We start from the raw sequence: 12,088 nt of genomic DNA, 5'->3' as shown, positions 1-12,088 counted from the left end.
AAACCATGACTCAAAATCCCACCCCTCAAACCTCCTCCTTACAAACCGCGATCGAAGTGGTTGAAGCCCTCAGCGAAGAAGAACAAGACGTGCTTTTTAACTTAATTCAAAAACGTCGCAGTGTCGATCGTCGTCAAGAGATTCTACAGCGCTCCATTCAAGTCCAGAACGCATTTAATATGGGAACTGCAAAAGTCGGCACCATGCAAGATCTGATTGCCGATATAGTCGGAGACTCAGAAGAATGAGAACCGTCATTTGGGAAGAAGGATTTCGCCGTGCGTTCAAACGACTCATTAAGAAGCAACCTTCTATTCAAGTCAAAGTAATTACAGTGCTCGAATGTTTGGCGGACAACCCTTTTGATCCATCTCTCAGAACTCATAAACTTAAAGGAGAGTTAAAGGATTTATGGGCTTGTACTGTCGAATATGACTGTCGAATTATTTTTAGTTTTCAGGAAATAGTAGGTGAAACCGAGAGTGCACTCATGATGATTGATATTGGCAGACATGATGATGTTTACTGACAATGAATAAAGACTACCTTGGCAGTAGCTTCGATTAAGAGTATGCAGTAAATACTCACGAGCCGACGGAGACATATTCAACTTCACCCAAAATACGTTCACTAATGTATGGGCTTAACGACTCAACAGTGACCAGATCGATCGACCAAAAATATCTTCAAGAAAAAAAGATAAGTGAATAAAATTATCAAAGGTCTTTTGACCTTGCTCAAAAGCAACCAAAATATCAACATCACTTTGATCATGAATTTCAGTATCCCGCACAAACGAACCAAAAATACCACAACGGCTTACACCAAAGCGGTGTAACTCCTGTTGAGATTCCTGAAGAAGAGACAGCACTTGAGCTTTCGTTTGTACAGGCATTGCTTTTATTGCCTAATCATCTACTACCAAGCCTATCACAATCGCTAGAGAAACCTTCTTAACCTGGAACTAGCAGAAAAAGAGAAACGGGGAGAGGCGATCGTAGGTGCCAAAGCCCCCATCTAAAGCAGCACGAATCTCAGGGTACACGTTCAAACCCTAATCCAACTTGAGTAAAGTGAGCATCCTCAGTTAGAACTTGTTCAATATCAAACTCTTGCATAACGACCATTGAACTGAGGTCTGTAAAAGAAATCTGAGGTTTGTCGAGATACTTTAGGCGTAAGGTTTGAGCTTGAATAAAGCGTAGTTCATTAATTTGAACGAGGTGAAATTGCTTTGTATCAAACGCGGCAGAAAGTTGTAACATCGCCCGTTGCGTTTGGTAGGAGTTGAGGCGTTTAAAGAACAGAGTAAAAGTCTCGTCAAGAATGAAAGTTGTAGTATAGACAAGCGTTTTTTGAGCTAGCACAGTTCGATAAAAAGTGGCGACTTCCGAGTGTCAGCGTTCGCCTGCATCATGAAGCGTCAGCCATCCCCATGTATCAATAAGCAGTCGATTAATCATAGAGCGACTGATCGATCGCACTAGCAAGGCTACCGTGATGAGATGCTCCAACGAAGTTTGCGAGAGGATCAGGGTTAGCGTCTGCTAATGAAATCGGCTTATGGGTAAGCGTTTCAATAAATTGCAGAATCAAGGTAATTTCACGATCGCTCAGGGGTGCGATTGCTTCTAGAAGTTGCTGTTGTGCAGAGGAAGAGTTCATTGTCTCAATTAAAACGTAAGGATAGTTTTCTTAAATTATATCGTTCGTGATATGAACCGTTTCATAAGAATATGCAGTCAGTACTCACGAGCCGACGGAGACATATTCAACCTCACCCTTAACCTCGAACTGGCAGAAAAAGAACAGCAAGGACTCCCCGTCATTGATCCTTGGGCGATCGATGGGAGCGGAAACCCTAAATGATAAGATGAATTGTCCCAAAAATGGTACACTAATTCAATGGGTAACGATGGCATAGTGCTTCTACATGGCTTTGTTAAGAAATCACAGAAAACATCGTTGGATGATTTAGAAATAGCGAGAACTAGATTAGCGAAACTACGAGGAAATTTATGATTGAAACTCATCTTGGCAGTAACTTTGATGACTTTTTGACAGAGGAAGGAATCATAGCAGAAGTAGAAACAACAGCAATAAAACGAGTCTTAGCATTTCAAATTGCTCAACTCATGGAAGAGAAAAATCTCTCTAAAACTGAAATGGCAAAACGAATGAACACAAGCCGCACAGCATTAGATCGATTACTTGATCCACAAAATGAATCGGCTACCCTGCAAACGCTAGAACGTGCAGCGATCGCCCTAGGAAAGCAGTTACACATCGAATTAGTTTAAGATCTCCTAAAAAAACTCCTCACCCTTAACCTCGAACTCACAGCCAAAGAACAGCAAGGACTCTCTGTAATGAGTCCTTGGGCGATCGAATGAGCAGTGAAACGATTGACAGCCTAACGCTAAAATAAATCTACACGCCTCAAGATTTAAAAGTTGAGACAAAAATACAGCAAGCAAGGTAAAGATTATGGCTTTTGCTGCTACCGAGCATAAATACGTGCAACTCAATGAGCGCCACGTTCCCATTATTTCTGGGACGACAATGAAAGTAATAGAAATCATTGAGGCTCAACAGGCTTACGGTTGGAGTCCTGAAGAAATTCATTTCCAACATCCTTATCTAACCATGAGCCAAATCTACTCTGCCCTAGCTTATTACTGGGATCATAAACAAAAGCTTGATTCTGATATCCAGCAGCGCCTTGAGCACACAGAACAGTTGCGACAACAGTCCGGCATCTCAGCACTCGCCGAACAATTGCGGAAAAACGGACGATTACCATGAGCATTGCCCTTTATATGGACGAACACGTTCACCGGGCAATCACAATGGGTCTGCGGATGCGAGGCGTTGATGTTTTGACTGTTCAGGAAGATGGGCGTAATGGCGTTGATGATCTGATTATCTTAGATCGAGCCTCCGAGCTTCAGCGTGTCATCTTTTCTCAAGACTCTGATTTTCTAATCGAAGCAAATCGCCGCCAACAGCAAGGCATTCGATTTTCTGGAGTTCTTTATGCTCATCAGAAACTCATTTCTATTGGGAATTGCGTTTGTGATCTAGAAATTGTGGCTCAGGTGAGCAAGCCAGAAGATTTAGCAGATAAAGTCTGGTATTTGCCTTTGTAAAGATCTTCTAGAAAAACTCCTCACCCTTAACCTGGAACTCGCAGCGAAAGAACAGCAAGGACTCCCCATCATTGATCTGTGGGCGATCGATTCTCCTCATTCCTAGCGAGAAAATATGCGCCCCACTTTCACGACCACGCTAAAACACAGTGTTTTTGTGAGAATGGTAAAATACGGGTGAAACATTTGTTATGGGTATGCGGGTGCAAGGCATTCAACAATTATCCAAGCTGAGGCTTTAGAGAATGCAGGTTTTTAGCGCTTACGTTGAATATGATCCAGATACAAAGCTTTATGTCGGCATTGTTCCTGGAGTTGCCGGAGCACATACGCAAGCAACCAGTTTAGATGAACTGCAAGGCAATCTTAAAGAAGTACTAGAGCTATGTTTGGAAGAGTACGGTCATGATCCGAATCTGCCACGCTTTGTTGGTATTCAACAGATTGAGGTCGGTGTATGAGCCGACTGCCCATCGTCAATTTTCAAACGATGGAAAAACTTCTGCTGAAACTAGGATTTGAGGCAGTCAGACAAAAAGGCAGTCATGCATTTTATCGACATCCAGACGGCAGAACGACAACACTTCCAAAACACAAAGGGACGAGATCTTTCCCGTCCTCTTGATCAGGGAAATTTTGAGAGAAATTGAATTGAACCCAGATGAATTTTTACAAGAGTTATCAGATCTCTGATTTTTGAGATGATGAGAAGTCAAACCCACTTGCTCATCTACGATCCCAGCACTCAGGAGATTGTCCAATGGAAACTTTAAACCAATATCGATCATTATCATGCGCCAATTTACACAATTTGCAGTGAGTTAAATAACCACACATATCTTTCTATGGTAAAACTATGACCCAAACGCCATTACAATCACAACAACCTGCACTTATTCCTGCAAAAATCACTCTAGAGCAATATCACCGCATTGTAGAAGCAGGAATTCTGGATAATTGCCGAGTTGAACTATTGAACGGAGTTATTGTTGAAATGTCCCCAGAAGGAACACCCCATGCGAGTGATTCGAGTCGGGCAGGAGAATTTTTAGTTAGACTCCTGGGAGAACAAGCTCATGTCAGATTTGCTAAACCGATTACTCTACCCAACGGCTCAGAACCAGAACCCGATTTGGCGATCGCAGAACGAGTCGAGGATTATTACCGGAGTCATCACCCTTATCCAGAAGATATATTTTGGGTGATTGAGTATTCCAACACCAGCTTAGAAAAAGATCTAAACATCAAAGCAGATATCTACGCAGAAGTAAACATTCGTGAATACTGGGTAGTAAATCTTAAAGACATGAAGCTGATTGTGTTTCGTGACCCCCTAAACGGAAAGTACCAATCTCAGCAGGTGATGAGCGAAAGTCATATCCAGCCGTTAGCATTTCCCAATGTTTTGATCCCAGTGCATCAACTTTTGCGATAGGACAAAACAAGAAATGACGACTATCTATGGCTGGTTCTGGGGTAAATGAACGAGCGACCCTTGCGGTTTTGCCAAGCAGCGCGCGTTCTGGCAACCCTATGACATTGCTCATGAGAGAGGTGAGCGAGTACATCTTAGTTTTACAAATCTCCGAGCCGCCCTCATCCCCAACCCTTATCATCACCAGAGGGGAGGGAGCCAAAACTTTCAAAAAAGCTGGGCGATCGCCTTCTCTATATCCAACTCCAAAAAATGATCGAGCGCCAAATACATCCAACACAAATAAGACTGCGGATCTTGAATTGTTTTTTGAAAGCCCAATACCTGCGCCAACGCCTCATAGCTTGGATGAATGGGCATCACATAAATGTCAGAAATGTTAGGAAAATCTTGCTGCATTTTAATGAAAGTTTGGCGCGTATCTTCCATGAATAGACAAACCGAATCGTAGGTTTTATAAGCCTCATCCAGCGTCCAACTACGAACGAACACCGCAACACAATCAAGATCACCCGGCTTTGCCATTTCCAAAGGGTCAACAGCGCCATCGGTACACAAATGCAGGCTAAGGCTGGGAGGTAAAAATAAGTTGCCTTCAGAGATAGGGGCGATCGGGTAAATGGTATAAAACCCGACGGGCTGAAGCGTATCGCTTCTGCGCAAAACTCGCATCGTGTTAGGGTATTGCTGTGCCCATTGCCGCAAAAGCCGAGTTGCCTTCTGCGCTACTGCCGTTTTACTAGAGGTCATCCAGTTGTAGCTGTGAGAGAGCAATGTGGCGACAGGAACCGCATCCGTGCGAGGGTTAAAATTATCGGGCTGGAGCGAAATAGGGGCATTGGGTACAGCCGATTTTTTTAGCTCTGGCACCGCCCGGATGAAGAGCATATTGGTATTGCCATCGAAGTTTTTTTCCACCAAGCCCGCCTGCACCAGGAGATCGATCATCATGCCTGCCGCCCGATCGCTCCCCCGCTCTGACTCAGAGTAAAACAAATCAGCCGCTTCTCGATGGGTACAAGAAACAGGATGCTCCAAGGAATCTAGATCAACGATGGGAACCTTGGGTATGGGCTGAAGATTTTTCAAAACGAGATATGCCCAGAGGCGCACGAAGCATTCGGCACGCCGACGGGTTAACCCCCGCTGTGCCCGCAATTGCTCAACATACTGGGCTTGGCGATCGGGCGGAAACCATCGATTTAGCACACCCGGTTCAATTGGACTATCCATAGCAACAACCCTGAATGAATGCCGATCCTCAACAAATACCAACCTTGATGTCAGACTTCGTGCGTCTCACTCTACTCCAGTGCCAAATCGCTGTTGCCCCGATCGCCAATAGAAATCGACACAGCACCATTACCCAACGCACTTCTTATTGTCCTTATAACGTCCTAGTTAAAACCCATAAAGCTTTTCGACCATAACTCCTTTAATTTGAAAGCGTTTTGAGTATTCTTAAAAATTTTATAAGGTTATCGGTTTAGCAAGTGAGCTTTGAACAATCAAAGTAATTTTTGCTTACCTGACTTTATCTGACTATCAAGTCACTTTCTCTAACTAATTGCCCGACAACACTCCTGACTTTTTCAAGCTGACCAGCTATTGGATTATCCCTAAATTGATGACATTCAAATAAAGGGCACCCAAGCAAAAACATACAACAGTCTTTCAACCTGATGCTATCAACATTTCACACCTCAGGAGCCAAGCTGATGGCGAATGTAACACCGCAAAAACTTCACCCTGCTTCAGAGTACTTCATAGCATTTCAGTATCCAAGAGGGTACTTCCTCTGGCTCATTGTGGCTTCACAGCCCCGTGCATAAAACTACAGTCACACACCGAAAGATAGCTAAGTCCCTTAGTTGTAGGGCAAACGTCACCCACTGTTCGTTACTTCCTGTTCGTCATTACTGCTTTCCTATTGTTCTCTGTCCCTAGCTTTCATTCCTACCCTGTTGATTAACTAAAAGGATCCTCTATGGTGTACTTAACAGCCCCCTTCTCATCGATCGCCTCAACCACCAAGCCTCGGCATTTAAAGGTGGTTAGACCTGCCCGTGTGCCGTCTGCTCAACCCAGCTTTTCCCAAGTTCAACTGCTGCAAGCAGTCATTGAGGGTTTTATAGACGGCATCCTCATCGTCACTCCCAAGGGCGAAATTCTAGAGGCGAATAGTCGTGCCCGTGAGTTGTGCCAGCATCTTTCTACTCCTGGTCAAATTTTACCTAGCCCAATTTGGCAAGTTTGCGAAGCATTAATTGAAAGCCAAACGTTATTTCCGGGTCAGCGCATTATGCCTGAAGCAGAAGAAATAATTGGCGATGTAAAGTTGCGGATTCGGGTGCGATGGATGAATCAAAATCTTGATGAGCAGGAATCGTGCTCAGAGTTTTCTTACCTGATTGTCACGTTAGAAGATCGGCAGCAAACGCTTCACAACTTAGCGATCGCTGATACCCAAAAGTACGACCTGACTACCCGCGAAGCCGAAATTTGGCAGATGCGCTTGCAGGGTCTTTCCTACCAGGCGATCGCCAGTCAGCTTTACATCACTCAAAACACCGTCAAAAAGCACGTCAAAAACATTTTGGCGAAGCGTCGGGAGAATGATGAAGGCTAAGCTTCAATAGTGCTGGACAGTAGTGCTGGACAGTCGGCTGCATCTCAGTGACAGTCGGCTGTTAGGCATCGGCTTATTGGGTACAGTCGGCTGTTATGTACAGTCGGCTGTTGGGTACAGTCGGCTATCCCATGCTTTGGCAATTCAATTTGAAGGCGATCGTAAAATTTGCCAGGGCATTCTTGGATCTGCGGCAAGCTGAGCCGCAACAGCCTTTGCACCATTTTGATTAATATGACTCGGATCAATAAAGTACTCGTTCTTAATTAATTCTGGCTGCTGATGATAGTCGATAAACAGAAAACCTTTTTGTGCCGCCAATAGCCCCATGTGTTGATGAAACCGCTGCTCGTAACTGCGACGAACCGCATCGGCAACATAGTCATCTGTTAAGGGAAGGCTGACAAATACAAGGGAAATGCCTTGGTTACGAGCAAAGTCAGCGATCGCCTTAGTCGCATCTGATTGATTACCCCAAAGCTGAAAGTTTTGATAATTAGAGTCGTATTGACCCGGAACCGACGGATAGCGTTGATAGTAAGTCTGTGGATCGTAGCGACCAGCCAGAGCATTGAACCCGTAGCGATCGAGATCGGGGGCAGGATTGGGCTTGTCGGGTAGGGCTTTGGCGCTGGCAATCTGTCCCGGCGAAAAAAGACGGATAGGAATCGGGCGATCGCCCAGCGCCAAACGGCGGTATCCTTCTGAAGCAATAATGCCGTTATACGTCACATCCAGCCGACCGCTATTAAACGCCCGTGAGCCGTCACCCCAGACCAAAATACGCGGCAAGTGTTCAGGGTTTAGCACCTCTTGCAGCACCAAATTAATGACCTGTGCTGTTGCCCCATTAATCCCAAAATTGTAAACCTTCAAGCCAGGATACTCTTTTGCAATCAAAGCATCCCGCAACGCCGTCGGATCAACTCCCTGTAGCGATCGAGAACTGCCAATAATCATCACATCTGGCTTGCCGTTTTTTTGCAAATACTGATAGTACAACTGCAATTCTTGATCCAACCGCTGACTGTTAAAGGTCGAAAAGTTGTAAGGCGGAAACAGCAAATCTGGTAAAAGCAGCGGCGGTAACGGCAACAAAAAGTTTGACAGCAAAGGATCACGAAGCTGAAGCACTGGTTCGCTAGATTGCTGAGGGGGCAACTTATTGGAGCCTGCTAGAGCTATTCCTCGTAGAAATAGCCCTGAAATCAGCACAATGCCCGACAAAAACAACGTTTCCTTCACTGCTCCCATACCCTGATAGTAATGTGCTCGAAGAGCAACCTGCCTGACAGCAATGAAAGCATATCCTAGCGAATGCCGACAAAGATTGTATTAAGTTATCTTCAAGAGGGCGATAAATGCAACAACATTTTGGCATCAAGGCAAGATCTTCTTGAAAGCACAACGGTCAAGCCCAGCCGCGCAGCCCATAAACGATTAACCCGACATACTCTTTGAGGGCGCGGGTGAATTTTTCGAGGTTGCCAGAATCGGGGAAAAGGTTAAGGATAATCGCCTGCGTTGTGCCTTGGGGTTCTTCTAGCTCTTGATTGGAGACGAGAAAATCCGTGGGAGCGGCGATCGCCTCTACCCCTAGCTTCTTAAAAATCGCCATTGAGCGAGGCATGTGAATTGCAGAGGTGACCAACAAGATTTTCTGAATGCCCCGATCTTGCATGATCTTTTTTACATTGACGGCGTTCTCGCGGGTGTTAAGCGAAGTTGGATCTTGCAAAATGACATTTGCAGGCACACCTAAAGCCTCGACTAACTTTGCCATATCTGCCGATTCTGAGGGAGCACCGCCGCCTTGCCACTCAATCCGCCCGCCGCTCAAGATGATGAGAGGAGCTTTGCCTTGCAGGTAAAGCTGTGCGCCGTAGAGAGGGCGATCGCCCGCTTCGGCGACATCAATCCAGGGTCGTGGCGCAATTTGGGGTTTGACGGCACCACCCAAAACCACAACAGCATCGGCAGTTGGAATGGCAGTCGGGAGGTATTGGCTTTCCAGCGATCGCACCCAACCATTAGCAACCCAGCTATTGCCCGGCAGCAGGAGCGCAAGGAGAGCAATGAAGATGGCGATCCCAGCTATCCGAGGACGTTTCCAAAAGGTGAATAGCGCAATCAGCAACATTAAGCTGGCAAACCCTAAAGGATAGAGAAACAGCGGCAAGAGTTTAGATAAAAAAAGAAACATTTTGAAAGGGAGTGACGAGGGACTTAATCTATATTTGTAATCCTGAACCTTGGGTTTGTACCTGGACGGGTTCCTCTGATGATACAAAGTAACGAGAGTCGATGGAACTGAAGTTGCTGACCAGGATAAAAAGTAATTACCTAACGATGCTGTGAATTGACATGACTAAGACCTCTCCCCGCTCAGAGTTTTTTGCCGGATGCCGAGGGATGATTCCTTTAGTTGTCGGGTCGATTCCCTTCGGAATTATTTTTGGCACCCTCTCTAACGAGCTTTCCTTCGGCGCAACTTTGGCGATGTCAGCGTTTGTATTTGCGGGGTCGGCTCAATTTATTGCCTTGGGTTTGCTTGCGGTCGGTACGACTTTACCGCTCATTATTTTGACGACCTTTGTCGTGAACCTACGGCATCTTCTTTATGCCGTTAGCCTGGTGCCCTATTTGCAGCGATCGCCCCCCATTTGGAAGCTGCTGCTAGGCTTTTGGCTAACCGACGAGGCGTTTATGGTGGCGATCGCCCGTTACAATCAAGCAGACTCATCTCCTTACAAACACTGGTATCATCTGGGTGCAGCAACTTTTATGTATGCCAACTGGCAACTCTGCACTCTTGTCGGTCTAACGATCGGGCAGCTTATTCCTAATGTGCAGAGTTGGGGATTAGACTTTGCGATGTCAGTCACGTTTATTGGCATGATTATTCCTTATCTCATCAACTTGCCTATGTTAGTCGCAGTTTTTGTGGCTGGAGTTTCTTCACTGTTTACCCATTCTTTACCTCATCAACTGGGTTTGATGGTGGCTGCGCTGCTAGGCATTACGGCGGGCGTGTTGTGCGAAAAACTGAATTTGAAAGGCTGACCCCTGTGAAAGACTAGCCCAGGCTTAATCATGAACGAATTTTTACTCATTAGCAGCATGGCGATCGTCACCTTTGTAATTCGCTATCCTGTGCTGGCTCTGAGCGGACGTTTTCAGCTTTCTGAGCAATTTTTACAGATCTTGGGCTATGTGCCGCCAGCGGTGCTGATGGCGATTGTTGCGCCTACGGTGTTGCTGCCTGAGGGGGATCATTTGCTGCTAAGTTACACCAACGCCAGATTGATAGGGGCGATCGCTGCTTTTGGGGTGGGAGTGTGGCGCAAGAACTTGTTGCTCACCATTGTGGTAGGAATGGCAGCATTTTGGGGATGGCAAGCGATCGCCTCTTAAATCACCCTTCAAGTCATGGGCGAATTCAACTACGTACGGTGCAGCCAATGCCAGACTTGCCCCAGCTTTTGCTCTATCCACAACATCCCCTGATCTAGCCACTTCAGCAATTGTTCCAGAGGGTGCTTTTCGTAACTCATCCCCGTCACCTCGGCTTCCAAAATAGTAGAAGTGATCCCGCTCTCAGGGTGAGCAGGCTGATGCAGTGCTGACGATGAGGACGATCGCAGAGTGACATTCACAGGGTTAGAAAGGACGACTTCTTCAGAATATCCAATGGCGATCGCTCCTCCTGCTTCCGTCTCTTGCACTGCCGTCTCGGCATCCTTAATAATTTGCCGAGAATCCGTTACACCTAGAAACTCTCCCCCAAAGAAATCTTCAATTCTTAACCAAGGCTTCTGGGTCAAGGGTTGGGACAAAGTAGGAGACACTAGAGAAAAATCTTCAGGTTCGCTTTTGGGCAAAGGGTCGTATAGAACAATGCTGGAATTTTGAAGTAGATTCCCTAGCGACTTAGAAAATTCTGTAAATCCGGTTGCTTGCCGCCTGACCCAAGCAAATAGCGGCAATTGGGGCGATCGCTCCGATCGCTCCTTCAATAGACCCTGTATCACTTGGTTGAGCTTCGATCCCGGCAGATGGGCAGAGCGAAGAGGCACTTGCAGAGTGGGATCTAGGCTGGGATCGGGGGCAGAAGGCAAGGCAGCCAGACGAGACTCTTGGAAAAGGTTAATGGCGATCGCGACTGGACTCATCTGAACCCAGGTCATCAGATGCCGAAAGGCACGGATGGGAGGAAGTAAATTCTTCTTCTCTCTGGGCAAAGGCAGAAACGTGTTAGTCCAGTCCTGTAAAGCCGTTCCATTCTCTGGTGAAGGCTGAATTTGCTCCTGAATCCTGCGCTGCCGCCAATAAATCGCCATCTCCCAAATTATTTGCCGTTGAAGCTGCAATTGCTGCTCCCCCGTCAACACATCAAGAATTTCATTCTCAGCCGTCACTAGCACCAGATCTCGGTTTGCCAGCAGTGACGCAAATCCCTGAATTAACGGAGTTACCTCCTCACGATTTTGGGCTAAGAGGTTTTGAATAGGAGCATCTGAAACTAAAGCGAAAGGCTGCGAAAGACTTAGCCCTGAGACATTTGATTCTGAGGGGTTTAGAATTTGCTGCTGAGCCGCCCGGAGCCAAGGAAAGACTTGACGGCTGGCTTGCCCCATTTGTCTATCTAACAAACGCCCGGTTTGAAACAGCGCGTAAATTGGGTAGAGAGCAATTTGCGCGCTCCAAACTGCCGCCAGTTTGACTTGCCGCCAAGCCTGACTCGTTTTGTCTTTCAGCCGGAGCGATTGCTGAGAAAAAAAGCTAAATAGCCTGCTTTGGTAGCGTCCGGAGGAAGACATAGGCTGGAGGAGGAGAGGGCGATCGCATGAAGACATCCCTAAAGAGTCGCCCTTC

19 protein-coding genes and 2 pseudogenes are annotated in these 12,088 nt (G+C 46.3%); 14 read left to right on the top strand and 7 right to left on the bottom strand.

Annotation, left to right across the window (positions count from 1 at the left end; all coding sequences use genetic code 11):
- Positions 1 to 5 precede the first annotated feature (5 nt).
- Together KME11_14180 and KME11_14175 are read left to right on the top strand one after the other, a co-directional pair.
- Positions 6 to 248, top strand: a complete 243-nt coding sequence (locus KME11_14180; GenBank protein MBW4516355.1) for a hypothetical protein — start codon at positions 6 to 8, stop codon at positions 246 to 248.
- Positions 245 to 529, top strand: coding sequence for a type II toxin-antitoxin system mRNA interferase toxin, RelE/StbE family (locus tag KME11_14175; protein MBW4516354.1), 285 nt, complete (start codon positions 245 to 247; stop codon positions 527 to 529). Before KME11_14180 ends, KME11_14175 begins: the two co-directional genes overlap by 4 nt.
- A 55-nt stretch (positions 530 to 584) precedes the next feature.
- Here KME11_14175 and KME11_14170 read toward each other — a convergent pair.
- The 3 genes and pseudogenes from KME11_14170 to KME11_14160 form a co-directional block, all read right to left on the bottom strand.
- Positions 585 to 895, bottom strand: a pseudogene (locus tag KME11_14170) (nucleotidyltransferase family protein).
- Between the two features lie 139 nt (positions 896 to 1,034).
- Positions 1,035 to 1,463, bottom strand: a pseudogene (locus tag KME11_14165) (nucleic acid-binding protein).
- Positions 1,456 to 1,665 carry a hypothetical protein gene (locus KME11_14160; protein MBW4516353.1) on the bottom strand — a complete coding sequence of 70 codons (210 nt, stop codon included), beginning with the start codon at positions 1,663 to 1,665 and terminating at the stop codon, positions 1,456 to 1,458. Before KME11_14160 ends, KME11_14165 begins: the two are co-directional and overlap by 8 nt.
- A gap of 51 nt (positions 1,666 to 1,716) precedes the next feature.
- Between KME11_14160 and KME11_14155 the strand changes: the two genes are divergently transcribed.
- The 8 genes from KME11_14155 (at position 1,717) to KME11_14120 (ending at position 4,584) form a co-directional block, all read left to right on the top strand.
- Complete coding sequence (locus KME11_14155) at positions 1,717 to 1,869, top strand: hypothetical protein (protein ID MBW4516352.1); 153 nt, start codon at positions 1,717 to 1,719, stop codon at positions 1,867 to 1,869.
- Between the two features lie 36 nt (positions 1,870 to 1,905).
- A complete protein-coding gene (locus tag KME11_14150; protein MBW4516351.1) occupies positions 1,906 to 2,022 on the top strand; it encodes a type II toxin-antitoxin system RelE/ParE family toxin in 117 nt (38 codons plus the stop codon).
- A complete protein-coding gene (locus tag KME11_14145; protein ID MBW4516350.1) occupies positions 2,019 to 2,300 on the top strand; it encodes a helix-turn-helix domain-containing protein in 282 nt (93 codons plus the stop codon). The genes KME11_14150 and KME11_14145 overlap by 4 nt, the downstream gene beginning before the upstream one ends.
- 187 nt (positions 2,301 to 2,487) lie before the next feature.
- Positions 2,488 to 2,805 carry a DUF433 domain-containing protein gene (locus KME11_14140; GenBank protein MBW4516349.1) on the top strand — a complete coding sequence of 106 codons (318 nt, stop codon included), beginning with the start codon at positions 2,488 to 2,490 and terminating at the stop codon, positions 2,803 to 2,805.
- A 14-nt stretch (positions 2,806 to 2,819) separates the two neighbouring features.
- Positions 2,820 to 3,149: a DUF5615 family PIN-like protein gene (locus KME11_14135; protein ID MBW4516348.1), complete on the top strand. Its 330-nt coding sequence runs from the start codon at positions 2,820 to 2,822 to the stop codon at positions 3,147 to 3,149.
- Positions 3,150 to 3,394: 245 nt separating this feature from the next.
- Complete coding sequence (locus KME11_14130; protein MBW4516347.1) at positions 3,395 to 3,610, top strand: type II toxin-antitoxin system HicB family antitoxin; 216 nt, start codon at positions 3,395 to 3,397, stop codon at positions 3,608 to 3,610.
- Positions 3,607 to 3,774, top strand: a complete 168-nt coding sequence (locus KME11_14125; GenBank protein MBW4516346.1) for a type II toxin-antitoxin system HicA family toxin — start codon at positions 3,607 to 3,609, stop codon at positions 3,772 to 3,774. Before KME11_14130 ends, KME11_14125 begins: the two co-directional genes overlap by 4 nt.
- A 231-nt stretch (positions 3,775 to 4,005) precedes the next feature.
- Positions 4,006 to 4,584 (top strand): Uma2 family endonuclease, encoded by a 579-nt coding sequence (locus KME11_14120; protein MBW4516345.1) that lies wholly within the window; start codon positions 4,006 to 4,008, stop codon positions 4,582 to 4,584.
- Positions 4,585 to 4,791: 207 nt separating this feature from the next.
- On the opposite strand, the gene KME11_14115 is transcribed toward KME11_14120, so the two are convergent.
- Complete coding sequence (locus tag KME11_14115; protein ID MBW4516344.1) at positions 4,792 to 5,817, bottom strand: hypothetical protein; 1,026 nt, start codon at positions 5,815 to 5,817, stop codon at positions 4,792 to 4,794.
- Between the two features lie 14 nt (positions 5,818 to 5,831).
- Between KME11_14115 and KME11_14110 the strand changes: the two genes are divergently transcribed.
- Positions 5,832 to 6,014, top strand: coding sequence for a hypothetical protein (locus KME11_14110; GenBank protein MBW4516343.1), 183 nt, complete (start codon positions 5,832 to 5,834; stop codon positions 6,012 to 6,014).
- Between the two features lie 557 nt (positions 6,015 to 6,571).
- Positions 6,572 to 7,213, top strand: coding sequence for a hypothetical protein (locus tag KME11_14105; protein MBW4516342.1), 642 nt, complete (start codon positions 6,572 to 6,574; stop codon positions 7,211 to 7,213).
- 144 nt (positions 7,214 to 7,357) lie between these two features.
- Here the strand turns inward: KME11_14105 and KME11_14100 are convergent, their stop codons facing one another.
- Positions 7,358 to 8,467 (bottom strand): hypothetical protein, encoded by a 1,110-nt coding sequence (locus KME11_14100; protein MBW4516341.1) that lies wholly within the window; start codon positions 8,465 to 8,467, stop codon positions 7,358 to 7,360.
- 157 nt (positions 8,468 to 8,624) lie between these two features.
- On the bottom strand, positions 8,625 to 9,416 hold the full coding sequence (locus KME11_14095) for a YdcF family protein (GenBank protein MBW4516340.1): 792 nt from the start codon (positions 9,414 to 9,416) through the stop codon (positions 8,625 to 8,627).
- A gap of 161 nt (positions 9,417 to 9,577) precedes the next feature.
- Here KME11_14095 and KME11_14090 point away from each other — a divergent pair, with 161 nt between their 5' ends.
- On the top strand, positions 9,578 to 10,276 hold the full coding sequence (locus KME11_14090) for an AzlC family ABC transporter permease (GenBank protein ID MBW4516339.1): 699 nt from the start codon (positions 9,578 to 9,580) through the stop codon (positions 10,274 to 10,276).
- Positions 10,277 to 10,306: 30 nt separating this feature from the next.
- Positions 10,307 to 10,627: an AzlD domain-containing protein gene (locus tag KME11_14085; GenBank protein ID MBW4516338.1), complete on the top strand. Its 321-nt coding sequence runs from the start codon at positions 10,307 to 10,309 to the stop codon at positions 10,625 to 10,627.
- Positions 10,628 to 10,656: 29 nt separating this feature from the next.
- Here KME11_14085 and KME11_14080 read toward each other — a convergent pair whose 3' ends face one another.
- Positions 10,657 to 12,033, bottom strand: a complete 1,377-nt coding sequence (locus KME11_14080; GenBank protein MBW4516337.1) for a hypothetical protein — start codon at positions 12,031 to 12,033, stop codon at positions 10,657 to 10,659.
- Positions 12,034 to 12,088: the final 55 nt, after the last annotated feature.

Source organism: Timaviella obliquedivisa GSE-PSE-MK23-08B (assembly GCA_019358855.1).
Classification (GTDB): domain Bacteria; phylum Cyanobacteriota; class Cyanobacteriia; order Elainellales; family Elainellaceae; genus Timaviella; species Timaviella obliquedivisa.
This window is presented reverse-complemented; position numbering and strand designations above follow the sequence as displayed.

What these genes read in the sequence shown, in the direction of transcription:
- KME11_14140 (MBW4516349.1), top strand. Translation starts at nt 2,488, where the DNA reads ATGGCTTTTGCTGCTACCGAGCATAAATACGTGCAACTCAATGAGCGC.
- KME11_14080 (MBW4516337.1), bottom strand. Translation starts at nt 12,033, where the DNA reads ATGTCTTCCTCCGGACGCTACCAAAGCAGGCTATTTAGCTTTTTTTCT.
- KME11_14180 (MBW4516355.1), top strand. Translation starts at nt 6, where the DNA reads ATGACTCAAAATCCCACCCCTCAAACCTCCTCCTTACAAACCGCGATC.
- KME11_14150 (MBW4516351.1), top strand. Translation starts at nt 1,906, where the DNA reads ATGGGTAACGATGGCATAGTGCTTCTACATGGCTTTGTTAAGAAATCA.
- KME11_14175 (MBW4516354.1), top strand. Translation starts at nt 245, where the DNA reads ATGAGAACCGTCATTTGGGAAGAAGGATTTCGCCGTGCGTTCAAACGA.
- KME11_14155 (MBW4516352.1), top strand. Translation starts at nt 1,717, where the DNA reads ATGAACCGTTTCATAAGAATATGCAGTCAGTACTCACGAGCCGACGGA.
- KME11_14135 (MBW4516348.1), top strand. Translation starts at nt 2,820, where the DNA reads ATGGACGAACACGTTCACCGGGCAATCACAATGGGTCTGCGGATGCGA.
- KME11_14160 (MBW4516353.1), bottom strand. Translation starts at nt 1,665, where the DNA reads ATGAACTCTTCCTCTGCACAACAGCAACTTCTAGAAGCAATCGCACCC.
- KME11_14095 (MBW4516340.1), bottom strand. Translation starts at nt 9,416, where the DNA reads ATGTTTCTTTTTTTATCTAAACTCTTGCCGCTGTTTCTCTATCCTTTA.
- KME11_14145 (MBW4516350.1), top strand. Translation starts at nt 2,019, where the DNA reads ATGATTGAAACTCATCTTGGCAGTAACTTTGATGACTTTTTGACAGAG.
- KME11_14085 (MBW4516338.1), top strand. Translation starts at nt 10,307, where the DNA reads ATGAACGAATTTTTACTCATTAGCAGCATGGCGATCGTCACCTTTGTA.
- KME11_14110 (MBW4516343.1), top strand. Translation starts at nt 5,832, where the DNA reads ATGAATGCCGATCCTCAACAAATACCAACCTTGATGTCAGACTTCGTG.
- KME11_14115 (MBW4516344.1), bottom strand. Translation starts at nt 5,817, where the DNA reads ATGGATAGTCCAATTGAACCGGGTGTGCTAAATCGATGGTTTCCGCCC.
- KME11_14120 (MBW4516345.1), top strand. Translation starts at nt 4,006, where the DNA reads ATGACCCAAACGCCATTACAATCACAACAACCTGCACTTATTCCTGCA.
- KME11_14125 (MBW4516346.1), top strand. Translation starts at nt 3,607, where the DNA reads ATGAGCCGACTGCCCATCGTCAATTTTCAAACGATGGAAAAACTTCTG.
- KME11_14090 (MBW4516339.1), top strand. Translation starts at nt 9,578, where the DNA reads ATGACTAAGACCTCTCCCCGCTCAGAGTTTTTTGCCGGATGCCGAGGG.
- KME11_14105 (MBW4516342.1), top strand. Translation starts at nt 6,572, where the DNA reads ATGGTGTACTTAACAGCCCCCTTCTCATCGATCGCCTCAACCACCAAG.
- KME11_14130 (MBW4516347.1), top strand. Translation starts at nt 3,395, where the DNA reads ATGCAGGTTTTTAGCGCTTACGTTGAATATGATCCAGATACAAAGCTT.
- KME11_14100 (MBW4516341.1), bottom strand. Translation starts at nt 8,467, where the DNA reads ATGGGAGCAGTGAAGGAAACGTTGTTTTTGTCGGGCATTGTGCTGATT.